The 26,173-nt window shown below is 43.1% G+C and carries 22 protein-coding genes and 1 other RNA gene; 16 read left to right on the top strand and 7 right to left on the bottom strand.

Annotation, left to right across the window (positions count from 1 at the left end):
* Positions 1 to 108 precede the first annotated feature (108 nt).
* Entirely contained in the window at positions 109 to 993 is an 885-nt protein-coding gene (locus tag N5O98_RS19975) for a DUF3078 domain-containing protein (protein WP_004296651.1), read from the top strand.
* Between the two features lie 169 nt (positions 994 to 1,162).
* On the opposite strand, the gene N5O98_RS19970 is transcribed toward N5O98_RS19975, so the two are convergent.
* The 4 genes from N5O98_RS19970 to N5O98_RS19955 all read right to left on the bottom strand — a co-directional run bounded on the left by N5O98_RS19970 (position 1,163) and on the right by N5O98_RS19955 (position 5,992).
* Complete coding sequence (locus N5O98_RS19970; protein ID WP_004296652.1) at positions 1,163 to 1,807, bottom strand: DedA family protein; 645 nt, start codon at positions 1,805 to 1,807, stop codon at positions 1,163 to 1,165.
* A 30-nt stretch (positions 1,808 to 1,837) separates the two neighbouring features.
* Positions 1,838 to 3,289, bottom strand: coding sequence for a tetratricopeptide repeat protein (locus tag N5O98_RS19965; RefSeq protein WP_004296653.1), 1,452 nt, complete (start codon positions 3,287 to 3,289; stop codon positions 1,838 to 1,840).
* A gap of 102 nt (positions 3,290 to 3,391) precedes the next feature.
* Positions 3,392 to 5,131, bottom strand: coding sequence for a glutamine--tRNA ligase/YqeY domain fusion protein (locus tag N5O98_RS19960; protein ID WP_004303881.1), 1,740 nt, complete (start codon positions 5,129 to 5,131; stop codon positions 3,392 to 3,394).
* 48 nt (positions 5,132 to 5,179) lie between these two features.
* Complete coding sequence (locus N5O98_RS19955) at positions 5,180 to 5,992, bottom strand: PstS family phosphate ABC transporter substrate-binding protein (protein WP_004296655.1); 813 nt, start codon at positions 5,990 to 5,992, stop codon at positions 5,180 to 5,182.
* A 177-nt stretch (positions 5,993 to 6,169) separates the two neighbouring features.
* On the opposite strand from N5O98_RS19955, the gene pstC reads away from it, so the two are divergent.
* From pstC to N5O98_RS19925, 6 genes are all read left to right on the top strand, one after another.
* Positions 6,170 to 7,366: a phosphate ABC transporter permease subunit PstC gene (gene pstC / locus N5O98_RS19950; protein ID WP_004303879.1), complete on the top strand. Its 1,197-nt coding sequence runs from the start codon at positions 6,170 to 6,172 to the stop codon at positions 7,364 to 7,366.
* A gap of 1 nt (position 7,367) precedes the next feature.
* Positions 7,368 to 8,243, top strand: a complete 876-nt coding sequence (gene pstA, locus N5O98_RS19945; RefSeq protein WP_118161539.1) for a phosphate ABC transporter permease PstA — start codon at positions 7,368 to 7,370, stop codon at positions 8,241 to 8,243.
* An 8-nt stretch (positions 8,244 to 8,251) separates the two neighbouring features.
* The gene (pstB, locus tag N5O98_RS19940) at positions 8,252 to 9,010 is read left to right on the top strand and encodes a phosphate ABC transporter ATP-binding protein PstB (RefSeq protein WP_004296658.1); all 759 of its coding nucleotides are present in this window, start codon (positions 8,252 to 8,254) and stop codon (positions 9,008 to 9,010) included.
* Between the two features lie 55 nt (positions 9,011 to 9,065).
* Positions 9,066 to 9,755: a phosphate signaling complex protein PhoU gene (phoU, locus tag N5O98_RS19935; RefSeq protein ID WP_004296659.1), complete on the top strand. Its 690-nt coding sequence runs from the start codon at positions 9,066 to 9,068 to the stop codon at positions 9,753 to 9,755.
* Positions 9,756 to 10,130: 375 nt separating this feature from the next.
* Positions 10,131 to 10,733, top strand: coding sequence for a riboflavin synthase (locus tag N5O98_RS19930; RefSeq protein ID WP_004303876.1), 603 nt, complete (start codon positions 10,131 to 10,133; stop codon positions 10,731 to 10,733).
* 32 nt (positions 10,734 to 10,765) lie between these two features.
* Positions 10,766 to 11,311 (top strand): nitroreductase family protein, encoded by a 546-nt coding sequence (locus N5O98_RS19925; RefSeq protein ID WP_008777194.1) that lies wholly within the window; start codon positions 10,766 to 10,768, stop codon positions 11,309 to 11,311.
* Positions 11,312 to 11,524: 213 nt separating this feature from the next.
* Here the strand turns inward: N5O98_RS19925 and N5O98_RS19920 are convergent, their stop codons facing one another.
* The 3 genes from N5O98_RS19920 to rnpB all read right to left on the bottom strand — a co-directional run bounded on the left by N5O98_RS19920 (position 11,525) and on the right by rnpB (position 16,678).
* Complete coding sequence (locus N5O98_RS19920; RefSeq protein ID WP_008651518.1) at positions 11,525 to 14,809, bottom strand: S41 family peptidase; 3,285 nt, start codon at positions 14,807 to 14,809, stop codon at positions 11,525 to 11,527.
* Between the two features lie 51 nt (positions 14,810 to 14,860).
* Positions 14,861 to 16,180: a YihY/virulence factor BrkB family protein gene (locus N5O98_RS19915; protein WP_004296663.1), complete on the bottom strand. Its 1,320-nt coding sequence runs from the start codon at positions 16,178 to 16,180 to the stop codon at positions 14,861 to 14,863.
* A 112-nt stretch (positions 16,181 to 16,292) separates the two neighbouring features.
* An RNA gene (gene rnpB / locus N5O98_RS19910) (RNase P RNA component class A) lies at positions 16,293 to 16,678 on the bottom strand.
* Between the two features lie 98 nt (positions 16,679 to 16,776).
* Between rnpB and N5O98_RS19905 the strand changes: the two genes are divergently transcribed.
* The 9 genes from N5O98_RS19905 (at position 16,777) to N5O98_RS19865 (ending at position 26,072) form a co-directional block, all read left to right on the top strand.
* Entirely contained in the window at positions 16,777 to 17,757 is a 981-nt protein-coding gene (locus N5O98_RS19905) for a C40 family peptidase (protein WP_008651519.1), read from the top strand.
* A gap of 4 nt (positions 17,758 to 17,761) precedes the next feature.
* Positions 17,762 to 18,913, top strand: a complete 1,152-nt coding sequence (locus tag N5O98_RS19900) for a dipeptide epimerase (RefSeq protein ID WP_022199542.1) — start codon at positions 17,762 to 17,764, stop codon at positions 18,911 to 18,913.
* 219 nt (positions 18,914 to 19,132) lie between these two features.
* Positions 19,133 to 20,668, top strand: coding sequence for a trypsin-like peptidase domain-containing protein (locus tag N5O98_RS19895; protein WP_004296667.1), 1,536 nt, complete (start codon positions 19,133 to 19,135; stop codon positions 20,666 to 20,668).
* Positions 20,669 to 20,852: 184 nt separating this feature from the next.
* Positions 20,853 to 21,713 (top strand): sigma-70 family RNA polymerase sigma factor, encoded by an 861-nt coding sequence (locus N5O98_RS19890; protein ID WP_002561589.1) that lies wholly within the window; start codon positions 20,853 to 20,855, stop codon positions 21,711 to 21,713.
* A 134-nt stretch (positions 21,714 to 21,847) separates the two neighbouring features.
* Positions 21,848 to 22,471, top strand: coding sequence for a murein L,D-transpeptidase catalytic domain-containing protein (locus N5O98_RS19885; protein ID WP_022199541.1), 624 nt, complete (start codon positions 21,848 to 21,850; stop codon positions 22,469 to 22,471).
* A gap of 77 nt (positions 22,472 to 22,548) precedes the next feature.
* Positions 22,549 to 22,950: a hypothetical protein gene (locus N5O98_RS19880; RefSeq protein ID WP_004310274.1), complete on the top strand. Its 402-nt coding sequence runs from the start codon at positions 22,549 to 22,551 to the stop codon at positions 22,948 to 22,950.
* A 90-nt stretch (positions 22,951 to 23,040) separates the two neighbouring features.
* Positions 23,041 to 24,234, top strand: a complete 1,194-nt coding sequence (locus tag N5O98_RS19875; protein WP_004310275.1) for a clostripain-related cysteine peptidase — start codon at positions 23,041 to 23,043, stop codon at positions 24,232 to 24,234.
* Positions 24,235 to 24,291: 57 nt separating this feature from the next.
* Complete coding sequence (locus tag N5O98_RS19870) at positions 24,292 to 24,837, top strand: RNA polymerase sigma factor (protein ID WP_004296671.1); 546 nt, start codon at positions 24,292 to 24,294, stop codon at positions 24,835 to 24,837.
* 62 nt (positions 24,838 to 24,899) lie between these two features.
* Complete coding sequence (locus N5O98_RS19865) at positions 24,900 to 26,072, top strand: FecR family protein (RefSeq protein WP_004310276.1); 1,173 nt, start codon at positions 24,900 to 24,902, stop codon at positions 26,070 to 26,072.
* The last annotated feature ends 101 nt before the right edge of the window (positions 26,073 to 26,173 follow it).

Raw genomic sequence — 26,173 nt, 5'->3', positions numbered from 1 at the left:
CTTATCTTAAAGATTTTGACCTAATGGGAACTGGTAAAAAGGCTTGGTAAACTGCCAAGGCTCCGTTCTTGTTAGGTTGTGTTTTTTCTACACTAAACCTCAACTATCATGAACAAAATGAAAACTCTATTCATCGCCCTGTTATGTATGGGCGTTGGAACCTTGTCGGCCCAAACTGCCGATAGTACACAAATTTCTCCCTGGACAAAAGAAGGATTTGCCGGACTGAAACTAACGCAAGTGAGCCTCACTAATTGGGCTGCCGGAGGTGATAACTCCGTTGCCTTTGACTTGCAGGGCACTTATCAGATTAATTATAAGAAAGGAAAACATCTGTGGAATAATCGTATCGAACTGGCTTATGGATTAAATAAGACCGGTGACGACGGAACCAGGAAAGCAAATGATAAAATCTATTTGAATACGAATTATGGCTATGCTATTGCCAAAAGTTGGTATGCCAGTGCGTTCGCCACTTTCCAGACACAGTTTTCTCCAGGATATGACTACTCCGTCAATAAAGACATTGCTATCTCCGAATTTATGGCTCCTGCCTATTTGACTACCGGTTTGGGCTTTACGTATGATCCGGGTAAGATATTTACCGTTGTATTGTCTCCTGCTGCGTGGCGCGGAACATTTGTACTCAATGACCGTCTCTCTGACGAAGGAGCTTATGGAGTGGATCCGGGCAAACATCTATTATCCAGCTTCGGTGCTAACTTGAAAGGAGAAGCCAAATATGAATTCTTGAAAAATATGACGGTATATTCACGTTTGGATCTATATTCCGATTATCTGCATAAGCCGCTGAATATAGATGTGAACTGGGAAGTACAAGTAAATATGATTATCAATAAATGGTTCTCAACCACACTTACTACTAACCTGATGTATGACGATGATGTGAAAATCGTGCAAAAGGATGGTACAAAAGGTGCTCGTGTGCAATTTAAAGAGATATTGGGAGTAGGAGTTCAGTTTAATTTCTAATTAGCTCTTATCTACCACAAAAAATAAACCACAGAGGACGTAGAATACACAAAGAAGTAAGAATTTAACGGGTAATAGCCGATTTACAATAATGGATGCCCCGGTAACTCTATGTTCTTGCTTTGTGTTCTCTGCGTCCTCTGTGGCTTTGCAATGAGTATTTTACTACTTATTTTCTTTTTTTCAGCCCTTTATAAGCCAAAAAAACGATTACAATTACCACCACTGCTATAATGACATAGCCGATTTCGTGACTGTATTCGGTGGCCATTACATAGACATCGTTAGTCGTTTTGAGGTCTGTAAAACGGTAAATCAGGTATCCGAGCAAAGCTAATATGCTGTTCCATATAGCAGCGCCGAGAGTTGTATAAAGCAGGAAAGGACCTATTTTCATGCCGGCTAACCCTGCGGGAATACTGATAAGTTGGCGTACAGCCGGAATAAGACGGCCAAAGAAAGTAGAGGCTGCACCGTGCTTTCTGAAATATTCTTCTGCATGGTGTATTTTCTCTTCGTCAATAAGGCACATGTGCCCTAAACGGCTGTTAGCGAATTTATAGATAATAGGACGACCCAACCAACGTGCCAGGTAATAATTAACTAATGCACCGATATCTGCTCCTATAGTTGCAAATAGGACAACGAGAAAGATATTCATACTGTCGTCTGCCATAGCTTTCCATGCGGCAGGGGGTACTACGGCTTCCGAGGGGAAGGGAATAAAAGAGCTTTCGATAGCCATAAAAATAGTGACTACCCAATAGTTCAAGTTTTCTAATACCCATTTAAGAAGTTCTGCTACTGATTCCATGTTTTTTGAGGATAGAATTTATAAATTGATTTATTTTTTTCCTTTTGTTTTTTTCTTATTCTCTTTTTTCATGCGTTCCCACACTTCTTTGAGAGTTCTTTCGTCTTCTTCTCTGTGTTCGGGACTGTTCAACAGATCCAGGATCATGTCTTCTTCCAGTGGATGTTCACATTCCTTGTTATATTTAAAGAAGTTGTCGATTTCACCGTGCATGAGGCAAAGAACACTCAATTTCTCCGTCACATCTTCGTATTTCGGATTTATCTGGTACACTTTTTCAAAGTATTCTTTCGCTTCGATCAGATAGTCACTTTCCGAATAAGCAGAGGCAATCATATACCACATTTCTATGTTCGGATTGATCTCTATCGCTTTTTCGAAAGAGATGGCAGCTTCGTCTTCTAGTTCCTCTGCCAGGTATAGTTTTCCTTCTGTCAGATAAATCAATCCCTCGTTCGGGTTTATCTCTTTGGCTTTCTCGCATAACTCATGCGCCTCTTTATACCTTTCCAGGTGAGAGAGGGCGAATGCTTTGCTGGTATAGGTGTCTATCAATAAAATAGACTGCTTGTCTCCGTCTTCTTCAAAACGTTCGATCACTTTGTCGTAATAGTCATCGGCTTTTTGCCATTCTTCTTTATTACCGTAGGATATTCCCATAAACATGTAACCCAGTTCGGGGGGAATGGCTTTGAGCTCAATCGCCTTTTGGTAATTCTCGATGGCATCATCCGAATTGTTCAGATAGAAGAAACAATGTGCCTTGTAGGCATAAGCTTCCCCGTACTGATCGTCGGCTGCCAATGCGAAATCACAGGCTTCGATGGCTTTGTCTATTTGTTCCTGGACAAAGTAACATTTCACCAGTCCCATCCAGTAGGAAGGGTTGAATGGAGATTTGTCAATGAGTTTATTGTAATAGATGATGGCTGATTCTACCTGATGGGTCGATGCCAGATAATCGGCTGTGAGAGCCATGTATTCTTCATCTTCGGTATAACGGGATTTACCTCTGTCGAGCCATTCTTTGGCTGCGTCCGGGTATCCCATGTCCAGATAGAGAAATACAACATCAATGATTGTTTCCAGCTCGTCGGCATCCGCTATTGTGCTTAACAGCCATTGAGCTTCCTCCAGTTTTCCTCCATTCAGCAATAGTTCGGCTTTCAGCAGTTTCACTTCGGAATCAAATTCTTCGGTAATCGAATCCGCTACTTTTTTTGCTTTTTGCAGCTTTTGGGTATCCAGGTAAAGATATGCTTGTTCTATAAGCAAATCTGTGTTTCCCGGATGTATTTTAAGTCCATAAGTGATTACTTCTTGTGCTTCTTCAAATTTTCGTTCGGAGGCATACCAGTCGGCGATGTCGGCCAATTGGTCAGCATCCAGATAAAGTTGTCGGTTTTCTGCTTTTGCTTCTTCGTAGTTTGTGATTAGTGTGACTAGTTCCTTTTTTGCTGATGGCGAATTTTTTCTACCCATTTTACTTTTAGATTTTTAATTGCTAAGATGGGGCTGTTGCAAAAGTTCAGATGATGATCCTTTTGACACAGCCCCATTGTAAAGTTAAGCTTGAAAGCTTAGTTATTTATTAATCTTACCCCATGTGTCTTTCAACCCTACTGTACGGTTGAAGATTAGTTTATCCGGGGTTGATTCTTTGTCGATATTAAAGTAACCGATCCGTTGGAACTGCAGATAGGAGAGTGGAGGCAGGGTAGCTGCGAACTTCTCTATGTAGCAGTTGGGCAGAACTTTCAATGAATCCGGATTAATGATTTCTTTCATGGCTTCCAGTGCTTCGCATTTTTTTGCTTCGCGGATGGCGGCCAGTTCGTCACGTGGATTTTCCACTTTCCACAAACGGTCGTACAAACGTACTTCTGCTTGCAGGCAGTGGTTGCAGCTTACCCAGTGGAGCGTACCTTTCACCTTGCGGTTCGCATCCGGCATGCCGCTGCGGGTATTTGCGTCATATTCGCAATATACTTCTGTGATAACACCGTTTTCGTCTTTCTTGCAACCGGTACATTTCACGATATAAGCATTTTTGAGACGTACTTCTTGCCCCGGTGTCATGCGGAAATATTTCTTGGGAGCGTCTTCCATGAAGTCTTCGCGCTCCATCCACAATTCGCGGCTGAACTCGATCAGGTGACTTCCTGCTTCCGGATCTTCCGGATTGTTGATTGCTTCCAGTTCTTCAACCTGTCCTTCCGGATAGTTGGTGATAATCAATTTAACCGGGTTGATTACTGCAGATATACGGGTAGCACGGCTGTTCAAATCATCCCGGACAGAGCTTTCCAACAGGGCGATGTCGTTCAGGGCATCGTAAGTGGTATATCCGATTTTATCGATAAACTTATGAATGGACTCCGGTGAATAACCGCGACGGCGGAAACCGCAGATCGTCGGCATACGAGGGTCGTCCCATCCGTTTACCAATCCTTCTTTCACCAGTGTGAGCAGGTTACGTTTGCTCATCAGGGTGTAACTTAGGTTCAGTTTGTTGAATTCAGTCTGACGGGGACGGTTGTCGTTCAGGTCTTTTCCTTCTTTCAACCAATCGATGAAGAGGTCGTAAAGCGGACGGTGTACCACAAATTCAAGTGTGCACAGAGAATGAGTCACTCCTTCGAAGAAGTCACTCTGTCCGTGGGCGAAGTCATACATCGGATAAGCTTTCCAGGTAGTACCCGTACGGTGGTGCGGGTGTTTCACTACACGGTAAATAATCGGATCGCGGAAGTGCATATTCGGATTAGCCATGTCAATCTTGGCACGGAGCACCATGGCGCCTTCTTCGATCTCGCCGCTATTCATTTTCTTAAAAAGTTCGAGGCTCTCTTCGATAGGACGGTTCCGGTAAGGGCTTTCCACACCCGGTTGGGTAGGAGTACCTTTCTGCTGTGCAATCAGTTCGGAACTCTGTTCGTCGATATATGCTTTTCCCTCCTGAATCAGGCGGATAGCGAAGTCCCATAATTGTTGGAAGTAGTCGGAAGCGTAGTATTCATTTCCCCACTGGTAGCCTAGCCATTGGATATCTTCTTTGATAGCTTCTACATATTCCACATCTTCCTTGGTAGGGTTTGTGTCGTCGAAACGAAGGTTACATACACCGCCGTGTTTTTCTGCGATGCCGAAATCAAGGCAAATAGCTTTGGCATGGCCGATGTGAAGATAGCCGTTGGGCTCGGGCGGGAAACGCGTCTGCACTTTTCCACCATTTTTACCTTCTTTCAAGTCTTTCTCTACTGCCTGTTCAATAAAGTTCAAGCTTTTCTTTTCGCCTGCTTCTTCGTTTTTAATATCTGTCATAACGGTTAATGTTATCTGTATTTAGGCTACAAAAGTAGGACATTTTTTTTATTTAACCGGAATATAACCGCTCTTTTTTATAATGTCCTGTCCGTCGGATGAAAGAATAAACTGAATCAGGGGGTTAACTTGTTCCTTATTTTTTACATTGTAATAGTAGTAAAGCGGCCGGACGATAGGGTAGGTTTTGTTGGTGGCATTCTCTACCGTAGGGGTGGCGTAGTGGCTTCCGTCATAAGACACGGAAAGCGTTTTGACACGGGGAGACACGTAGGCCAGTCCTACATATCCGATAGCTCCTTTGGTCTGGCTGACAGACTGGATGATAGCACCTGTTGCCGGCATGGAAAGGCTGCTTGCCATGTAGTTTTTATTTTTCAGTACGCTCTCTTTGAAAAATTCGTAAGTACCGGACGATGTTTCACGCGAGTAGACTACTATTTTTCGGTTGTCTCCGCCTACCTGTTTCCAGTTGGTTATCTTCCCCCGGAAAATATCCTCCAGTTGTTGGCGGGTCAGCTGTTTCACCGGATTAGAGGGATGCACCACCACGGCGAGGGCGTCGTAGGCAACGATCACTTCGTTTACTTCTTCTCCTGCTGCTTTAATTTTCATCTTCTCGCTGAACTTGATCGGGCGGGAAGCCATTGCAATGTCCGTTGTATTATCCATTAAAGCGGAGATACCCACACCGGTTCCGCCACCGGTTACAGTGACACGAGCATCCGGATGCTGGTTCATAAACCGCTCTGCTGTCTGTTGTGCGACAGGCAGTACCGTGTCGCTACCTTTTATACGTTGTGCGTTGGCACCGAGCGAGAGTAAGGAAAGGGCGATTAATAAGTTTCTTCTCACTTTCATATTTCTTCTTTTTATTGACTTTGCAAATTAAGCAATCGGATATTACATTTCCATTTCATCCGGAATGGAAATGATACTTGTAACACAAACGTAACATGATTGAAACATTTCCTTCAAACGTTAGTCACACCTCCTTAATAAAGAGACGCTTTCTTTGCATCAGAAATCATAGTAGGTATGAAAAAGGTATTTGAAAGGATTATAGAAGGAATGTTGACTTGTAGCGGTTTCGTGACAAGTATTACTATTCTGCTGATTGTGCTCTTCCTTTTCACGGAAGCTTTCGGGTTGTTCAAGAGTAAGGTGATAGAAGAGGGATATGTGTTGGCGCTGAATAAGAGTAACAAAGTTAGTGTGTTGAGCCCTGCACAGATAAAGGATGTTTTTGATGAGGAGATTACAAACTGGAAGGAACTCGGTGGGGAAGATCTCCCTATCCGGGTTTTTCGTTTGGAGGATATAACGCAATATTGTACGGAAGAGGAGTTGGGACCTGCTTATGAATATGCAGGCGACAAGATTACGGAACTGGTAGAGAAAACACCGGGTATCGTAGCTTTTGTTCCGCAGAAGTTTATTGTTCATCCGGACGCGGTGCATTTCATAGAGGATAACACCATTTCCGTGAAAGATGTATTTGCGGGTGCCGAATGGTTTCCTACGGCCACTCCGGCAGCTCAATTCGGCTTCCTGCCGTTGATTACCGGTACGTTGTGGGTGAGTCTGTTCGCCATCCTTTTTGCTTTGCCGTTCGGGCTTTCGGTTTCTATCTATATGTCTGAAGTGGCAAACCCGAAAGTACGGAACTGGCTGAAACCGATTATCGAACTGTTGAGCGGTATTCCTTCCGTGGTCTATGGCTTTTTCGGGTTGATTGTCATCGTTCCGTTGATTCAGAAGTTGTTTAATCTTCCGGTGGGAGAGAGCGGCCTGGCAGGGAGTATCGTACTGGCCATTATGGCATTGCCTACCATCATAACGGTGACGGAAGATGCGATGCGTAACTGTCCGCGTGCAATGCGGGAAGCGAGTCTGGCGTTGGGGGCTTCTCAATGGCAGACGATATATAAGGTAGTAATTCCTTATTCTATTTCGGGTATTACATCTGGTGTGGTACTTGGCATCGGACGTGCTATCGGGGAGACGATGGCAGTATTGATGGTGACAGGTAATGCGGCTGTGATTCCGACAACGATCCTTGAGCCTTTGCGTACCATTCCGGCTACGATTGCCGCCGAACTGGGAGAGGCTCCTGCGGGTGGTCCGCACTATCAGGCATTGTTCCTGTTGGGTGTCGTACTGTTCTTCATAACATTGATTATCAACTTTAGTGTGGAATATATTTCTTCTAAAGGATTAAAACGTAGCAAATAAGATGGAAATACGGAGTAATAATAAAGCTAAACACCGTTCGCAGAAACTCGCTTTCGGGATTTTCCGGTTGTTAAGTCTTTGCATTGTACTGATATTGTTTGCGATTCTGGGATTTATCATCTATAAGGGAATCGGTGCTATCAGTTGGGATTTTATCACTTCGGCTCCTACGGACGGAATGACAGGTGGCGGTATCTGGCCGGCTATTGTCGGTACCTTCTACCTGATGGTGGGAAGTGCGCTGTTTGCATTCCCGATAGGGGTGATGAGTGGGATTTATATGAATGAGTATGCGCCGAAAGGCAGGTTGGTACGCTTTATCCGGGTGATGACCAATAACTTGAGCGGTATTCCTTCCATCGTATTCGGATTGTTCGGTATGGCGCTGTTTGTCAATTATATGGGGTTTGGTGATAGTATTCTGGCAGGCTCTTTGACATTAGGTTTGCTTTGCGTACCTTTGGTCATCCGGACAACGGAGGAAGCTTTGAAAGCCATCCCCGACAGTATGCGTGAAGGTAGCCGGGCATTGGGAGCGACGAAGTTGCAGACGATATGGCATGTTATTTTGCCGATGGGTATGCCGAACATTATCACTGGGTTGATTCTCGCCTTGGGACGTGTTTCGGGAGAGACGGCGCCGATTCTGTTTACTTGTGCCGCATATTTCCTGCCGCAACTTCCTACCGGCATTTTGGATCAGTGTATGGCCTTGCCTTATCATTTGTATGTGATTTCCACCAGTGGAACGGATATGGAGGCACAACTGCCGCTGGCTTATGGCACGGCATTGGTATTGATTATGATTATCCTGTTGGTGAATCTGCTGGCTAATGCCTTGAGAAAGTATTTTGAGAAAAGAGTAAAAACGAACTAAATTAGTATATGGATACAGTGAAAATAGATGCGCGTGATGTGAACTTCTGGTATGGGGACTTTCATGCATTGAAGGGCATCAGCATGCAGATTGAGGAAAAATCGGTTGTTGCTTTTATCGGACCGTCCGGTTGTGGCAAATCTACTTTCCTCCGGCTTTTCAACCGGATGAATGATTTGATTCCTGCTACCCGTCTGGAGGGAGAAATCCGTATCGACGGACATAATATCTATGCGAAAGGCGTGGAAGTGGACGAACTCCGCAAGAATGTGGGAATGGTGTTCCAGCGTCCCAATCCTTTCCCGAAAAGCATATTCGAGAATGTGGCTTACGGACTTCGTGTGAACGGAATAAAAGATAATGCTTTCATTCGCCAGCGTGTGGAGGAAACATTGAAAGGAGCGGCTCTTTGGGATGAGGTGAAAGATAAGTTGAAGGAATCGGCTTATGCATTGTCCGGCGGACAGCAGCAGCGTCTTTGTATCGCCCGTGCGATGGCTGTCTCTCCTTCGGTATTGCTGATGGATGAACCTGCGTCTGCGCTCGATCCTATTTCTACGGCGAAAGTGGAGGAGTTGATTCATGAACTGAAGAAGGATTATACGATTGTAATCGTTACGCATAATATGCAGCAGGCGGCCCGTGTCAGTGATAAGACGGCGTTTTTCTATATGGGAGAAATGGTGGAGTTCGATCAGACGAAAAAGATATTCACCAATCCGGAGAAAGAGGCTACCCAGAATTACATAACGGGACGTTTTGGGTAATCCGGGTATCTGGAACCCAATTGATAGAATATTAATCATTTATATATAATAGACTATGGTAAAGTTTATAGAATCGGAACTCATCCTATTGAAGAAGGAAATTGATGAAATGTGGACCTTGGTGTACAACCAGCTTGACCGTGCCGGAGAGGCTGTGTTGACCCTTGACAAGGAGCTGGCTCAACAGGTGATGGTTCGCGAGCGCAGGGTGAATGCTTTTGAATTGAAGATAGATAGTGATGTGGAAGATATTATCGCATTGTATAATCCGGTGGCGATTGATCTTCGTTTTGTGTTGGCTATGTTGAAGATTAACACAAATCTGGAACGTTTGGGTGACTTTGCGGAAGGGATCGCCCGTTTTGTACTTCGTTGCAAAGAACCGGTATTGGATGCGGAGCTGTTGTCTCGTCTTCGCCTGGCAGAGATGCAGGCAGAGGTGTTGTCGATGCTGGAACTGGCAAAACGTGCCTTGAATGAAGAGAGTAATGATTTGGCGGCAGGAGTGTTTGCTAAGGATAATTTGCTAGATGAAATCAATGCGGATGCAACAGGGATTCTTTCAGACTATATTATCGAACATCCGGAAGCTGTACATACTTGCGTAGATTTAGTCAGCGTGTTCCGTAAACTGGAACGTTCGGGAGATCATATTACCAACATTGCCGAGGAGATTGTATTCTTCATTGATGCCAAAGTGTTAAAACATCGTGGAAAAACCGATGAAAATTACCCGGAAAAGTAATTTTCTGCCGATTTTTAAACAGAAATTAGGGCTCCTTAAAAAATTATCTTATATTTGTCTCCTGTAACGGACAAGTTACAGGAGATTTTGCTTCAAATGATAATAAATCCAAAGAATTTTCAAAAAGATGTTATATGACATGTTTTATAATTTGGATAGTATCGGTAAAACCGCCTATATTTGCACCGTTATCCTGAAAACAATCTTTTTACCTTAAAAAAAAACTAATACCTATTGAAAACTGAAAAATGGAGCTTTGTGAAAAGCCCCATTTTTTTTTGCTCTTATTTTCTAAGCTGCTTCCTTATTCGTATCTTTGACCCTTGCATTAAGAGAGTACTTTCAATTGTAAAATCGTAAATAGTAAATAGAATTATGTTTTCTGGAATCGTAGAAGAATATGCTACTTTGGTAGCACTGGTGAAAGACCAGGAGAATATACACTTTACATTTAAGTGTTCGTTTGTGAATGAGTTGAAAATCGACCAGAGTATTTCTCACAATGGTGTATGCCTGACGGTAGTGACTCTGACGGATGATACGTATACGGTGACTGCCATGAAAGAAACGTTGGAGCGTTCTAACCTCGGTTTGTTGAAAGTGGGGGATAAGGTGAACGTTGAACGTAGCATGATGATGAACGGTCGGTTGGACGGACATATCGTTCAGGGACATGTGGATCAGACTGCTACTTGTATCGATATTAAGGATGCGGAAGGCAGCTGGTATTTTACATTCCGATATGCGTTTGACAAGGAGATGGCGAAACGCGGATATATCACCGTGGATAAAGGTTCGGTGACTGTGAACGGTGTTAGCCTGACGGTATGTAATCCGACGGATGATACTTTCCAGGTGGCTATCATTCCTTATACATACGAGCATACGAACTTCCATACATTTGAGATTGGCAGTGTGGTAAATATCGAATTCGATATTATCGGCAAGTATATCAGCCGGATGATTCAATATAAATGAGAAAATATAAATAAGTGACTGGAGGATTGGAAATGGCATATACTGATTTTCTTCAATTGGTGCAGGCTCGTCAAAGTGACCGTTCGTATGATAAAGAACGTCCGGTGGAGCCGGAAAAGTTGGAACGGGTACTTGAAGCTGCACGTTTGGCGCCTTCGGCCTGCAACGCACAACCTTGGAGGTTTGTGGTCATCACAGACAAGGAACTGGCTCAAAAAGCCGGGAAAGCTGCTGCTGGCTTGGGAATGAATAAGTTTGCCAAAGATGCTCCCGTGCATATTCTGGTTGTAGAAGAATCTGCTAATATAACCTCCCTGCTTGGCGGAAAGGTAAAAGGCAAGCATTTTCCGTTGATCGACATTGGAATAGCGGCTGCTCATATTTCTCTGGCAGCTGAAGCCGAAGGTTTGGGTTCTTGTATTCTGGGTTGGTTCGATGAAAAAGAGCTGAAACAGCTTGCCGGTATTCCTGCTTCGAAACGTTTATTGCTGGATATTGTCATTGGCTATCCGGCAAAGGAAAAACGTAAGAAGATAAGGAAGCCGAAAGAAAAGGTGATTTCATACAATCGTTATTGATTGAAAAATAATTATATTCTTAGCCCTTTAGGATAAGCATATAACAGAAAGCATCGTTGGTTTTAAAGGAAGGGGACGTTCCTTTTAAACCAACGATGCTTTCCTTTTAAAGGAACGACCTGTTTCTTTAAAACCAATAAATGGCTTTTTTAAGGTGTTGATAGTTAGCGTGTTATTGATGCCGCTTTTCCGGTGGCATCAATAATGCTATATTTATTTCTTTTTTGACAAATCTTTCAATAGGTAGTCTACTGCTGCTTTCAGTTGTGCATCTTCTCCTTTCAGGCTGGCTGCCGGTTCGTTATAAACTAGAATATCAGGTTGCAAGGTCTGATTTTCGAGATAGTTGCCTTGCATATCCATACAACCCACCTGCGGGATACCGAATACAATAGACGGATCTATCTGGCGTTCCCACCACACGGCGGTCATCGTGCCTGCCACCGGGGCGCCTACCAGTTTACCAATACCTAGAGTCTTATATACGTAAGGAGTGCCATGAGCATTGCTATAATTGTCTTCGCAAGTTAGCATGCATGAGGCTTTCAGCCATTTGTTGAATGGATCGCTGCCGATATATTGTCCGCGTGGCACGAAACGTTGATATTCTTTTCCACTAAGTAAGGTGACTACATCATCGTGTAGCCATCCGCCGCCATTATGACGGGTATCTACCACTACGGCTTCTTTATTGCGATAACGGCCGAGCAGTTCGGAATAGATCTTGCGGAAGCTGGGGCTGTCCATACCTTTAATATGTACATAAGCAATGCGTCCGCCGGAAAGCTCTTCCACTTTCTTGGTGCAGCGCTCTACCCAACGTTTGTAAAGCAGCTCGCTTTGAGTTCCATAGCTGATTGCCTTTACTGTTTCTTCAAAACGTTTTTTAGTAGAAGGATCGTATACGGTAAGTACTACTTTGCGTCCGACTTTGCCTTCAAATAACGGGAAGTAATCAGCACCGGCTTCAATCGTTGTGCCGTCTACTTTTTCAATGATGCAACCTGCCTTCACTTCTGTCTTTTTCTGCGTGAAAGGACTTTGCTTCATGATTTCCTTGATCTTTAACCCGGCACCGTCGTATGACTCATCGTAAAAGACTCCCAGAGTAGCGGTAGGCATTGCGCTGCCTCCTGCTGCAAACCGGGCTCCGGTATGGGAACCATTCAATTCGCCAAGCAATTCACTCAACATTTCCGTGAAGTCATAATTGTTGCTGATGTGGGGCAAGAAGCGTTCGTATGCTTTTTTATATCCTTTCCAGTCCACTCCATGCAAGTCGGCAGTATAGAATTTGTCATTTACTTGTTGGCAAACGTGGTCGAAGATGTATGCGCGTTCATCATAAGGACGGTAATCGAAGAATGCTTCAAATTCTATCGGTGTAATTTTGCTACCGGCAATCTCTATTTTCTTCAATCGGCCGCCTGTGCACATAAAGATATTCTTTCCTTCTTTATCCGGTATGAGTGAGCCGCCGCCAACTCCTTTCAATAATATTTTAGTCGTATTTTCTTTCAGTTTATGCTCCCAAAGGTCGTAGTCTCCTTCAAAAGCTGCCAGGTAATAAAGAATATCACCTTTCGGGCTCATGACAGCGTCACCCAGGCGGGAAGAATTTACAGTTAGACGGACGATGCGGTCAAAACGATTCTCCAAATCGAATGTAAGAGGCTTTATCTCTGTACTGTCTTTTTTCGCATTCTCATTCTGGTTCGTTTTCTTCTTACTGTCTTTAGTGTCTTCTTTCTTCTCTGCCTTTTCTTTCTTGTTTTTTTCTTTTTCTGCTTTCTCTGCCTTTTCCGCTTCTTCAAGTAAGGCAATATCTTCTTTGCTCATCAGGAAGCGGTTGTAGGCATCGACGTCGAAAAACATAATATAGGTGTCGTCTTCACTTCCCCAGCTACCATGGCTACGGTATCCGGCACGGTCACTGTTCCATATCATTGCTTTCCCGCCCAACACCCATTTGGCGTTGCTGTCGCTGTATCCGCTTTCGGTAAGATTGACCATTTCGCCTTTTCCGTCGGCTTTCAGCAAAACAACGTCTTTATTGTTCCAGCCTCCTATGCCAATGAAGTCTGATAGAATCCATTGGCTGTCGGGGCTCCATTGGAACCATTGGTCACCGTCGGCATAAGAATATTGATATTTGGCATCCATCACTGTGCGCACAGCCTTGTTTTTTAGATTGATGACACGGATAGCGGTACGGTTCTCGAGGAAAGCAACCTCTTTACCGTCAGGACTGAATTGTGGTTGGAAAGAAGCGACTTTGGAGTTTGTCAAACGTTCTTCTTTCAATTCTGTGGCATAGGTGAATTGTTTCTCCTCTTTGCGTACGATGGTGGAAGTGTAAAGCTGCCACAATCCATCGCGTTCTGAAGAGTAGACGAGTGTGCGTCCGTCGGGAGCGAAACTGATGTTACGTTCCTGATCGGGTGTGTTGGTAATTTGTTTGGTTGTTTTGTAGTCAATGGAGGTTACGTAAACATCACCGCGCATAATGAATGCGACCTCTTTTCCTTTGGGAGATACAGCGATGTCGGTAGCCCCGTTGGATTTGATTTGGCGGATAATATCTTTGTCATTCTTGTCTGCCAGGATACTTATATTTACCTTTTGGGGTTGTTTGCCCGGAGTAAGTGTATAAATTTCGCCGTCATAACCATAACAGAGTGTGCCGGTGGTTGAAATGCTTAGAAAACGTACGGGATGCTTTGTATGGAAAGTGATTTGTTGGGAAGTGGTGGTTCCGGGAGTACGTTGGAATATATTGAAGGAACCTTTCTCTTCACTTAGATAATAGAATGATTTACCATCAGGACTCCATACCGGTTCGCGGTCTTCACCTCCGAAAGTAGTTTGTTTTTGATAAACAGGTTTTTTCCCGGGAGTGTATGTCCAGATGTCACGGGCAATAGGGGATACCTGATGCTTGCGCCAATAGTCTTCGTATCCTTTCTTGTCCTGATAGAGCATCACTCCCTCCTTATTAATAGAGATGCACTCCATTGGCATGGATGAGAACATAGCGGGGCGTCCTCCCGTCACGGCTACCTCGTACACTTGCTGGAACTGGCCGGAAGGAAACCCGGCATCTTCGGCAGAGGGAGCAATGTTGGCTGTGAATAAAATGTGTTTGTTGTCTTTGTAGGCAACAGGTTTCTCACTGCCTGAATGAGTGGTCAGTCGCTGGGGTGCTCCTCCTTCACTGGATACGACGAAAACGTCGAGACTTCCCATGCGATCCGATGCAAAGGCAATTTGTTTACTGTCGGGACTCCATACCGGTTCCGTATCAAAAGCCGGATTGGTGGTGATTTGTGTGGCACGTCCGCCGGTTGACGGTACCGTGTAGATGTCTCCTTTGTAGGTAAATGCAATGGTGGTTCCGTCTGGAGAAAGAGCGCAGTGGCGCATCCATAAAGGAGATTCTTGTGCAATGCTTGTCCCTGCTAGACAGATGACAAATGCACTTAGCAGTAGCTTTTTCATTTTTTCTAATATTGTGTTAAGTTCATTCTCGCGATTTAAGGTTTGACTTTCCTACAAATCCTTCAGTAATACTTTACTTGCTTTTTTATAGTATTCTTCTCTGGATTCGGTCAGCACCTTCCATTCGTCGTTGAATTCTTCGTCTTTGTCTATTTTGAAATTCTCGGAGCCGTATGTGTCCAAACGGTCCAGCAGGACAGCCACATTCAGTTGATTGATATCCATTGAAGGCTGGTAACCGATTTCTTCGCTTTTTTCGTCGGTAACAACCTCGTGAATCAATTCTATTTCCTGTAACTGATAAAGTACCTGATTTGTCAGTCGGATGGGGATCTGATGCTCCTCCGATATTTCTGCAGCCGTATAGGGCGGTTCGTTCTTTTCGAATCGTTTGGCTATGAGTGACATAATCAGGATGGATATAAAATCCCGGTATCGTCTGCTGATGTTCCGGGTGTCCTGGTCAAAGCTAAAGCTGCGGATATTCTGTCCGGCATACGTCAGTTCGGCTCCAAACAAACAGATTGTCCAGGATATCTGCAACCAAAGCAGAAATAAGGGAAGTGCGGCAAAACTACCATAAATGGCATTGTACTTTGACACCCACAACTGGCTGTTGATGTACAGGAACTGAAAAGCCTGATAAGCAGACCCTGCCAGAATACCTGCAATGAGAGCGTGTTTGAATTTCACTTTCGTGTTCGGCATGAAGATGTACAGCCCGGTGAACATCAGCCATGTCAGGACAAAAGGAATAAGCCGTATCATGAATTTCATAACAGGAGCGAGCAGGACGAAATCATCCATCTGCTTGAGAATGGTGCTCATAAACAGAGAAAGTCCTCCGGATACCACGATCAGAATCGGCATCAGCAGGAACATGGAGAAATAGTCCGTAATCTTGCGATACATGGATCGTGCTTTTTTCACTTCCCAGATACGGTTGAAGGTGATTTCAATATTACTGACCAGATTGATAACCGTCCATAACAACATTACCAAACCAACTCCAATGAAAATACCTCCTTTGGTCTGTGAAAGATAGGAATTGACAAATGAGAGAATGGCCTCCGTTGTTTCTGTATTTCCTCCAAAACCGTTGCGGAACTGATGTTCCATCAGGTTGTCGAACCCGAAACCACGCGCTACGGCAAACAGGATGGCAAGTATCGGTACAATGGCAAGCAATGTGCTATAAGTAAGTGCAGAAGCTTTATTGGCCATCCGGTCTTTGGTAAACCGATTGATACAAAGATAGACGGTCTTTATAATATTGTAGAGTGAGAACTTGGTTCGGGTCACTTCGTCTTCCGTAATGCGCCAGATGTCATACGTAAGAAACTTCCATATATCGGTGATTTTCTTCTTCATAGTTCTTCGCTAATTACTAATTGCAAGCAACTAATTACTGATTACAACAGACTTGCTCGAACAGTCGATCCTCATCCATTAGTCATTTGTAATTAAATGGATAATTAAAAGAAAAAGCAGTCAGCCTATAAGCCGAGTTCTGTACCCATATAATTTCCGATTATTAATCTTTAATTATATCAGGTGCCTGTCATTTATCTGAGTGGCGTGTCACCACGACACTTTAGCGGTCTACCCTCCGACATGGAGCGAGCAACTCTCATAACGCCGGTTTACATGACCTTACAACTCCTAAGACGTACAGCCCGCATGTCGCCATGCGACTGGTGGGCTCTTACCCCACCTTCTCACCCTTACCTCTCCCCGAAAGGAGCGGCGGTTATTTTCTTCTACGTTACTCTACCCTCGCGGACAGCTTTCTGTTAGGAAGTAGGATGCTCTATGTTGCCCGGACTTTCCTCCTGCACGAAACATGCACGCGACAGACCGGCCAACTGCTTTAGACTGCAAAAATACGTCATTTATTTTGTTTTAGCCAAAGAAAGTATCACAAATAGAAATAATTTCTAACTTTGCTATCATTAAAATGGATTTTAATGAAGAAGAATATCCTCCTTTTCTATTGTTTCCTGGCGATGATGGCAGCTAGCCTGAAAGCACAGGAAATACGTCCCATGCCTGCCGATTCGGCTTATGGGGTAGTACATATTTCAGTTTGCAATTTGCGCGAGGAAGGCAAATTTACTTCCGGCATGAGTACGCAGGCATTGTTGGGAATGCCGGTCAAGGTGCTTCAGTATAACGGTTGGTACGAGATACAAACACCGGATGATTATACCGGATGGGTGCACCGGATGGTAATTACCCCCATGTCGAAAGAACGGTATGATGAATGGAATCGGGCAGAAAAGATAGTGGTTACCTCGCACTACGGATTTGCGTATGAGAAACCGGATGAGAGTTCCCAACCCGTATCCGATGTTGTTGCGGGCAATCGTTTGAAGTGGGAGGGGAGCAAAGGACATTTCTATCAAGTGTCTTATCCCGACGGACGGAAAGCATATCTTTCGAAATCCATTTCCCAACCGGAAGCGGAATGGCGAGCTTCACTGAAACAAGATGTTGAAAGTATCATTGAAACAGCTTACTCGATGATGGGAATTCCTTATCTATGGGCAGGAACCTCTTCCAAGGGAGTGGATTGTAGCGGACTGGTACGGACCGTACTTTTTATGCATGACATTATTATCCCGAGAGATGCCTCTCAACAGGCCTATGTGGGCGAACATATCGATATTGCTCCTGACTTCTCTAATGTCAAACGGGGAGATCTGGTGTTTTTCGGCCGGAAAGCGACTGCGGAACGTAAAGAAGGTATTTCTCACGTCGGCATTTACCTCGGAAACAAGCAGTTTATCCACGCATTGGGAGATGTGCACGTCAGCAGCATGAATCCTTCGGATCAAAACTATGATGAATTCAACACGAAGCGTTTACTTTTTGCTGTCCGTTTCTTACCTTATATAAATAAGGAGAAAGGAATGAATACCACAAATAAGAACCCCTTTTATCAATAAAAGAATGCAGAACAGGAGAGATTTTTTGAAAACGGCAGCTTTGGCTGCTTTCAGTTCGGGGTTAGTAGCCCGTCAGGCACTAGCCGGAGAATCGTTGCTTTCTACCATTCATATAAATAAGCTCGGTTTGGGAGGGAAGATGAAAATGACTTTTTTCCCTTATGAATTGAAGTTGAGGCACGTGTTTACAGTTGCCACTTATTCGCGTACAACAACTCCCGATGTGCAGGTAGAAATAGAATATGAAGGCGTGACGGGATATGGAGAAGCCTCTATGCCTCCTTATTTGGGAGAAACAGTAGAGTCTGTGATGAATTTCCTTGGGAAAGTGAATCTGGAACAGTTTAGTGATCCTTTTCAGCTAGATGACATTTTGTCATACGTTGACAGCCTCTCGCCAAAGGATACGGCAGCGAAAGCTGCGGTAGATATCGCCCTTCATGATCTGGTAGGGAAACTATTAGGCGCTCCCTGGTATAAGATATGGGGATTGAACAAAGAAAAGACACCTTCCACTACCTTTACGATAGGCATCGATGCGCCGGATGTAGTGCGGGCGAAAACAAAAGAGTGTGCCGATCAGTTTAATATATTAAAGGTGAAACTGGGACGGGACAATGATAAGGAGATGATTGAAACCATTCGTTCGGTAACAGACCTTCCGATAGCGATAGATGCCAATCAAGGATGGGCAGACCCCCAATACGCGCTCGATATGATTCATTGGCTGAAAGAAAAAGGCGTTGTGATGATAGAACAGCCCATGCCTAAGGAGAAGCTAGAGGATATTGCCTGGATAACACAACAGAGCCCGCTACCGATATTTGCGGATGAATCCTTGCAGCGTCTGGGAGATGTAGCCGCTTTAAAAGGCGCTTTCACGGGAATCAATATAAAGCTGATGAAGTGTACCGGTATGCGTGAAGCATGGAAGATGGTGACATTGGCTCATGCACTCGGCATGCGTGTCATGGTGGGCTGTATGACAGAGACTTCCTGTGCTATTTCTGCAGCTTCACAGTTCTCGCCATTAGTGGATTTTGCCGACCTGGATGGCAACCTGCTTATCTCTAATGATCGCTTTAAAGGGGTGGAAGTGGTGAAAGGAAAGATCACTCTGAATGACTTACCTGGAATCGGTGTCATGAAAATCTGACTTTACTGAATGAATGTCAGAGTGTTAAAGCCATCTGACATACAACGAATGTAAATTTGTCAGGTGTTGTCGTTAACCGCTGTTAAGCTCCAAATATTCTCTGTTAAAAGTGGACAAAAAAGAGTGACAAGTAGAATAAGTGAACGATATTTGTTATTATTTTAACGTCGTAAAAGTTAAAACAATGTCGAATATTAACAATTTAAAGAATTATAAATCATGAAACAGACAACAAAGAACATTCTGGGAGTAGGAGCAATCATTCTTCTTAGCTCAGGAGTTGCAGGATTGACAACTTACAAATTGTTGCAATCTAACGAATCTGCAAAAGAAACATCTTTTAATGAGATGTTCAAGCAGAATCCCAATGTCAAATTGGCTGCTTTTGACGCTGTGAACGCTCAACCTGTTGATTTGACACAGGCTGCCGAGAATTCACTTCATGCTGTCGTACATATAAGGTCTACTCAAGAAGCTAAAACAAGAACTGTTCAGCAAGCGCCGGACATTTTCGATTTCTTTTTTGGTGATGGACGCGGACAGCAACGTCAGGTACAGTCTCAACCTCGTGTAGGTTTTGGTTCGGGAGTAATCATCTCGAAGGATGGATATATCGTAACGAATAATCATGTGATTGAAGGTGCGGATGAAATCAGTGTGAAACTGAATGATAACCGTGAGTTTAAGGGACGCGTGATTGGTACTGACCCTAGCACCGACCTTGCGCTGGTGAAAATTGAGGGTGATGATTTCCCGACTATTCCGGTGGGAGATTCCGAAGCGTTGAAAGTAGGAGAGTGGGTATTGGCAGTAGGTAACCCGTTCAATTTGAACTCTACTGTAACTGCCGGCATCGTAAGTGCAAAAGCCCGTTCTCTGGGAGTATATAATGGTGGTATAGAATCATTCATCCAGACGGATGCTGCCATCAACCAGGGTAACAGTGGTGGTGCACTGGTAAATGCCAAAGGTGAATTGGTTGGTATCAATTCAGTGCTTTCTTCTCCGACAGGTGCTTATGCAGGATACGGTTTTGCTATCCCGACCAGCATTATGACGAAAGTAATTGCCGACTTGAAACAATATGGAACAGTACAACGTGCATTGCTCGGTATTCGTGGTGGCTCTATCGGTAGCAGTTTGATGGACGACCGTCAACCGATTGACAAATCCGGTAAGACATTGGCAGATAAAGCTAAAGAACTGGGTGTTGTAGAAGGAGTATGGGTTTCTGAAATCGTAGAGAATGGTTCTGCTGCCGGAGCTGATATCAAAGTCGATGACGTAATTATCGGTGTGGATAATAAGAAAGTATCCAATATGGCTGACTTGCAGGAAGCACTTGCTAAACATCGTCCGGGTGATAAGGTGAAAGTAAAACTGATGCGCGATAAGAAGGAAAAGACCGTTGAAGTAACGTTGAAGAACGAGCAAGGTACTACCAAGATCGTGAAGGATGCAGGCATGGAAATCCTGGGAGCTGCTTTCAAAGAGTTGCCGGATGACTTGAAGAAGCAATTGAATCTAGGTTACGGTCTGCAAGTGACAGGAGTTTCTTCCGGTAAGATGTCAGATGCAGGAGTTCGTAAAGGCTTCATTATCCTGAAAGCTAATGACCAGCCGATGCGCAAAGTCAGCGATCTGGAAGAAGTAATGAAAGCTGCTGTTAAGTCTCCGAACCAGGTATTATTCCTGACCGGTGTGTTCCCATCAGGTAAACGCGGATATTTCGCTGTCGATCTGACTCAAGAGTAATATATAAAAATAAGGTAAGAAGATTGCAGGATAAGCTAATGAAATAGAAAAAGGATGCCGCCAATCAACTTGTCGGCATCTCTTTTTGTTTTATTAGATGAAAAATATAGTGTAAAAGTTACTTAATTTTGTATGTTAACAAATTATTTGTCGTAACTTTGCACTCCAAATCTGTTTTTAAAGAATGAGACAACTAAAGATTACCAAAAGTATCACTAACAGAGAGAGCGCTTCTCTTGATAAGTATTTGCAGGAAATCGGCCGTGAAGACCTGATTACTGTCGAGGAAGAAGTGGAACTCGCTCAACGCATTCGTAAGGGTGACCGTGTAGCATTGGAAAAATTGACACGTGCCAATCTTCGTTTCGTCGTATCTGTGGCTAAACAGTACCAGAACCAAGGTTTGAGTTTGCCTGACTTGATTAATGAAGGCAATTTAGGACTGATTAAGGCTGCCGAGAAATTTGATGAAACACGTGGATTTAAGTTCATTAGCTACGCTGTATGGTGGATTCGCCAGTCTATTCTGCAAGCATTGGCAGAGCAGTCGCGTATTGTTCGTCTCCCGTTGAATCAGGTAGGTTCGCTGAATAAGATCAGCAAAGCCTTCTCGAAGTTTGAACAGGAAAACGAGCGGCGTCCGTCTCCCGAGGAGTTGGCAGACGAACTGGAAATTCCGGTTGATAAAATCTCTGATACGCTGAAGGTATCCGGCCGTCATATTTCGGTGGATGCGCCTTTTGTGGAAGGGGAGGATAACAGCCTGTTGGATGTGTTGGTTAACGATGATTCGCCAATGGCGGACCGCTCTCTGGTTAATGAGTCTCTTGCGAGGGAAATTGATAGAGCTCTTTCTACGTTAACCGATAGAGAAAAAGAAATCATTCAGATGTTTTTCGGTATCGGACAGCAAGAAATGACATTGGAAGAAATCGGCGATAAATTTGGCCTCACACGTGAGCGCGTTCGTCAGATTAAAGAAAAAGCAATTAGAAGACTTAGACAAAGTAATCGTAGTAAATTGCTCAAATCTTACTTGGGATAAGTAAGGAATATCAGTTTCTGAAAGAAAAAAGAATTTGAGTCGCATAAGTCGCACTTTTCATATAGAAGAATGTACTTATGCGACTTTTTACATAAGCCCCATTCTATAATTCAATCTTATACTATGTGAGTTTTATGAAAAAGTCAGTTTTAATATCATTGGTTCTTATTGCTTTGGGAGCAGGGATGGTGGCGTATGCAAAATGTGCGGCATCCTCTTCTGATTCGGTGCCTGTTAAAGTAGAGCAGCGTTTGCGGGAAAAAGCACAGGCGGGAAAGGCTTATTGTGATAAGAATGGGTATAATACGAATTATTGCTTTCTGGTAGATTTCAGTATTCATTCTGGTAAAAGGCGTTTCTTTGTATGGGATTTCAAAGGAGATTCCGTGAAGTATGCCAGTCTCTGTGCTCATGGATATGGGAAAAATAGCACTGTGTCCAAGCCTGTATTCAGCAATGTGGAAGGTAGTTATTGCTCTTCTTTGGGGAAATACAAGGTGGGTATCCGGTCGTATAGCAAGTGGGGAATCAATATTCATTATAAATTACATGGATTGGAAGCGACGAATGATAATGCTTTCAAGCGGTATATCGTGTTGCATTCTTATACTCCGTTGCCGGAAACAGAGGTGTATCCTTTGCATCTTCCGTTAGGAATCAGTCAAGGGTGTCCTGTAATATCCGATGAAGTGATGAGGAAAGTTGACGGGTTGCTCAAAGCGGAAAAGAAACCAGTCCTGCTATGGGTCTATGACTAAGAAATGCTATTTATTTGAGATAAATAGAGGTAATCTCCTCTTTTTTGTTACCTTTGCAAGGTTAAAAATTATATGATATGAAATACGTAAAAATACTATTTGCAATTGCACTTGTGTTTACCATGTGCTCCGCTTTTTCTCTGAAAAAAGACCATTCTAAACCGGTTTATGCTTTTGGAATTTCTGCTTCATTTACGGATACGGTAGTCTATTTCACGGATATTCAGATATTAGATAGTGCGAAGGTTAGCAAAGAAGGGTTCTTGGCTCATCGTGAATTATATAGTTATCAGTTGAAAAATTATCTGGAGGATAACCAACTGCAGCAGAATAGTACATGTATGATTTACTTCTCGGAAAACAGAAAGAAGTTGGAAAAAGAAGCAACGAAGATTCTGAATAAATATAAGAAGAATAATAGAATGACGGTATCGCGGATTGATTCAGATAAATTCCGCTTTACAAAACCGGAAGAATAATAAGCAATAGTTAAATTGTTAATATAATAAGAGATGCAGCTTTGCATCTCTTATTTTTTTATCTTTGCCTCGTAATAAACTTGAAATCTAATGAAAAAGATAAAAATATTCTCCTTGTTTGTGTGTTTGGCTATGCTGGTAATCGCTTGTCATAATGACGATGATGAAAGAGGAGTCCAGATGCGTACAGTTCTTGTTTATATAGCAGGTGACAATTCTCTTCGCAGCTTTGCCACAGAGGATTTGGCGGAAATGACAGAGGGAATGCAGTCTGTAGATGATAACTCTTATAACCTACTCGTATACATTGATACCGGATCAAGTCCTAAACTAATTCGATTGAAGAAGGATAAAAAGAAGAATGTCGTACAGGAGGAGCTAATCGCTACGTATGAAGGACGAAACTCTGTAGATGTCTCTAAGATGAAGGAGGTTATCAACACGGCATTTTCTGAATATCCGGCACAGAGTTATGGGTTGGTTTTGTGGTCTCATGGAGAAGGATGGTTGGCAAAATCGCAGAATAAAACCCGTTGGTGGGGACAGGATGGTGGTTCAAATTACATGGATATTTCCGAGTTAAAAGATGTTCTGCGTAATGCGCCTCATTTGAGTTTTCTTCTTTTCGATGCATGCTTTATGCAATCTGTTGAGGTGGTCTATGAATTGAAGGAACATGCGGATTACATAATAGGCTCTCCGACAGAGATACCCGCACCGGGTGCTCCATATCAGAAAGTAGTTCCGGCTATGTTTGCCAATAATGCATCGGCTACGGACATAGCAAAGGCATATTTTGAATTTTATGCAGATGAAAATCTTTATACTGGCAAATTGCCATATAATTGGGGCTTAGGTGATCCCTGGACGGCAGGAGTCTCTGTTTCTGTAGTGAACACTTCCATGTTGGAACAACTGGCTAAAAGCAGTAGTGAGATTATTCTGAAATATATTAAGGGCAGACAAGCGATAGCCACATCGGGCATACTCTGTTATGATTGTCGGTCCAGTAAGTATTATTATGATTTTGATGGATTAATACGTTCTTTAGGTAGTGAGACTAGCGAATATGAGGCTTGGAAAGCTGCTTATGATGCTGCTGTGGTTTATTGGAAGACTACTCCTAATAATTACTCCAGTTATGGCGGTAGTTTCTCGATGAATGGCTCTGCAGGACTTTCTACTTATATATTTCGTCAGTCGTATGAAGAGGAGATAAATCCTTTTTATCGTCAGTCGATACAATGGTACTCCGCTGCCGGATGGGATGAGACAGGCTGGTGATAATTACCATTTCAATATTCTTTAGAAGATAGGATTCTAACTTTTTGTGAAGATAGTGTGAAGAATAAGCAATCCTTATATAAGTGGTTATATGAGACGTATGAGAACGATTTGTTTTCATACGGCATTGCTTTTGGCATTAGTAAAGAACTTTTAGAAGATGCCATTCACGATGTTTTTTTGCATTTATATGAGCGTGAGCACAAACTTTGGGAAAGTCAGAATATGAAGTTCTATCTGTTGAACTGTTTGAAGAACCGGATTCGGACCATTAAGAAAAAAGAAATGAATACCGAATTTCTGGAAGAAGGTTCTGATAACTATAGTTTCCTTATTGAAGTGAACGGCTTTGAACTCATAGATGAAGAAAAAGAAAGAGCCGCTATGCAAAAACAGCTGAAAAAGATGCTGGATAGCCTTACAGACCGGCAACGGGAGGCTGTATATCTTCGTTATACCCAAGGACTTAGCTATGAGGAAATCGGGAAATTGATGGGAATACAACCTAAAGCAGCACAGAAATTAGTGTATCGGGCTATCGAACAAATGCGTAAAATTCAGCCTCAAATTATTTATTTTTTCCTTTTCGGTTATTTTCTTTAATTTTCGTGGGGGTATTTTTGTTCTTTGCGTGTTTTTAAAGTGAAACCGTAAAAAGAACGAGTATGCATTCAGATCGAATACCCGAATCGACAAAACAATGGCTACAAAATGAAGACTTCATATTGTGGTGTCTGGCTCCTACCCAGGAATCGGAAGAATGGTGGGTTAATTATCAAAAAGAGCATCCCGAAGATCAAGCATCCCTACAGGAGGCCCGCAAAATCATATTATCTGCCCGGCTGAATCCGGTTCAGCGCTTACCCGAAGAATCAGAAAGATTGTGGGCACGTATAGAGACAAGCATGGAGCGTCGTGATAAGAGACATCGTTTTATCTTATTTACCCGTTATGCTGCCGCCTGTGTACTAATATTAGGTATTGTTTCTTTCTGGTTGATTCATTCTTTTCAGACGTCCGGAACTGCTGATGATCTGCTTGTCAATGTGAAAGCAGATACTCTGTATCAGAAAGTAATGCTGATAAGAGATGATGCGGAAGCGATTCAGATAGAGAATAATGCCGTCATTACTTATGATAGCAATATTACTATTCAATCCGATGGTAAGGAAACAGAGATAATCAAAGAGGGAGCGGTTCAACCCGGAAAACAAAATACACTGATAGTTCCTTATGGTAGCCATTCATCCATTGTATTGGCAGACGGATCGAAAGTATGGATTAATTCCGGAAGTAAATTACGTTTCCCTTCCTCTTTTGGTCCGGGCGAACGCAGGATAAAAGTAGAAGGAGAGATTTATATAGAAGTTGCCAAAGATACTTCCCGGCCTTTTTATGTAGAGACACCCCAACTGACAGTTAATGTATTGGGAACAAAGTTTAATGTGTCTGCCTATGCTGATGATGCATTGCAATCCGTGGTGTTGGTAGAAGGAAAAGTAAATGTAAAAGCAAACTCCAATGAAGATTTTGTCCTTTTGCCTAATCAGCGTTTTAAGTTGAGTGATGGGATATCCGGCATCGACGAAGTTAATGCTTACGATTATATTTCATGGAAAGATGGCGTACTTCAGTTCCGGGGTGAGACAATGAAAGATATTATCCAACGGCTAAGTCGCTACTATAATGTATCTATCACATGTACGCCGGAAGTTGCGCAAAAGTGTACAATGGGAAAACTTATCTTATTTGATGATATAGAACAAGTCATGAAAACCTTCTCGTTGCTGTACGATGTCCAGTGTACAATTGAAGCGGGAAGTATAAAAATCGAGTAATAACCCTAAAAATTTAATGCCTATGAATAAACCACAGAAATGAAGCCTTTGTAAAAAAGAAGTTCGGAAGAGAGGCAACTCTTCCGAACCCGTGAGATTTA

It is taken from the genome of Bacteroides sp. LFL-34, from assembly GCF_027257075.1.
GTDB lineage: Bacteria > Bacteroidota > Bacteroidia > Bacteroidales > Bacteroidaceae > Bacteroides > Bacteroides ovatus.
The sequence above is the reverse complement of the archived record's forward strand: the minus strand, read 5'-3'. Positions and strand labels throughout refer to the sequence as shown.

Excerpts from the sequence above, each read along its gene's own strand:
- N5O98_RS19970 (WP_004296652.1), bottom strand. The coding sequence starts at position 1,807 with ATGGAATCAGTAGCAGAACTTCTTAAATGGGTATTAGAAAACTTGAAC.
- N5O98_RS19925 (WP_008777194.1), top strand. The coding sequence starts at position 10,766 with ATGGCATATACTGATTTTCTTCAATTGGTGCAGGCTCGTCAAAGTGAC.
- N5O98_RS19930 (WP_004303876.1), top strand. The coding sequence starts at position 10,131 with ATGTTTTCTGGAATCGTAGAAGAATATGCTACTTTGGTAGCACTGGTG.
- N5O98_RS19885 (WP_022199541.1), top strand. The coding sequence starts at position 21,848 with ATGAAAAAGTCAGTTTTAATATCATTGGTTCTTATTGCTTTGGGAGCA.
- N5O98_RS19865 (WP_004310276.1), top strand. The coding sequence starts at position 24,900 with ATGCATTCAGATCGAATACCCGAATCGACAAAACAATGGCTACAAAAT.
- pstC (WP_004303879.1), top strand. The coding sequence starts at position 6,170 with ATGAAAAAGGTATTTGAAAGGATTATAGAAGGAATGTTGACTTGTAGC.
- pstA (WP_118161539.1), top strand. The coding sequence starts at position 7,368 with ATGGAAATACGGAGTAATAATAAAGCTAAACACCGTTCGCAGAAACTC.
- N5O98_RS19975 (WP_004296651.1), top strand. The coding sequence starts at position 109 with ATGAACAAAATGAAAACTCTATTCATCGCCCTGTTATGTATGGGCGTT.
- N5O98_RS19900 (WP_022199542.1), top strand. The coding sequence starts at position 17,762 with ATGCAGAACAGGAGAGATTTTTTGAAAACGGCAGCTTTGGCTGCTTTC.
- N5O98_RS19880 (WP_004310274.1), top strand. The coding sequence starts at position 22,549 with ATGAAATACGTAAAAATACTATTTGCAATTGCACTTGTGTTTACCATG.
- N5O98_RS19955 (WP_004296655.1), bottom strand. The coding sequence starts at position 5,992 with ATGAAAGTGAGAAGAAACTTATTAATCGCCCTTTCCTTACTCTCGCTC.
- N5O98_RS19905 (WP_008651519.1), top strand. The coding sequence starts at position 16,777 with ATGAAGAAGAATATCCTCCTTTTCTATTGTTTCCTGGCGATGATGGCA.
- N5O98_RS19965 (WP_004296653.1), bottom strand. The coding sequence starts at position 3,289 with ATGGGTAGAAAAAATTCGCCATCAGCAAAAAAGGAACTAGTCACACTA.
- N5O98_RS19915 (WP_004296663.1), bottom strand. The coding sequence starts at position 16,180 with ATGAAGAAGAAAATCACCGATATATGGAAGTTTCTTACGTATGACATC.
- N5O98_RS19875 (WP_004310275.1), top strand. The coding sequence starts at position 23,041 with ATGAAAAAGATAAAAATATTCTCCTTGTTTGTGTGTTTGGCTATGCTG.
- phoU (WP_004296659.1), top strand. The coding sequence starts at position 9,066 with ATGGTAAAGTTTATAGAATCGGAACTCATCCTATTGAAGAAGGAAATT.
- N5O98_RS19960 (WP_004303881.1), bottom strand. The coding sequence starts at position 5,131 with ATGACAGATATTAAAAACGAAGAAGCAGGCGAAAAGAAAAGCTTGAAC.
- N5O98_RS19920 (WP_008651518.1), bottom strand. The coding sequence starts at position 14,809 with ATGAAAAAGCTACTGCTAAGTGCATTTGTCATCTGTCTAGCAGGGACA.
- pstB (WP_004296658.1), top strand. The coding sequence starts at position 8,252 with ATGGATACAGTGAAAATAGATGCGCGTGATGTGAACTTCTGGTATGGG.
- N5O98_RS19890 (WP_002561589.1), top strand. The coding sequence starts at position 20,853 with ATGAGACAACTAAAGATTACCAAAAGTATCACTAACAGAGAGAGCGCT.
- N5O98_RS19895 (WP_004296667.1), top strand. The coding sequence starts at position 19,133 with ATGAAACAGACAACAAAGAACATTCTGGGAGTAGGAGCAATCATTCTT.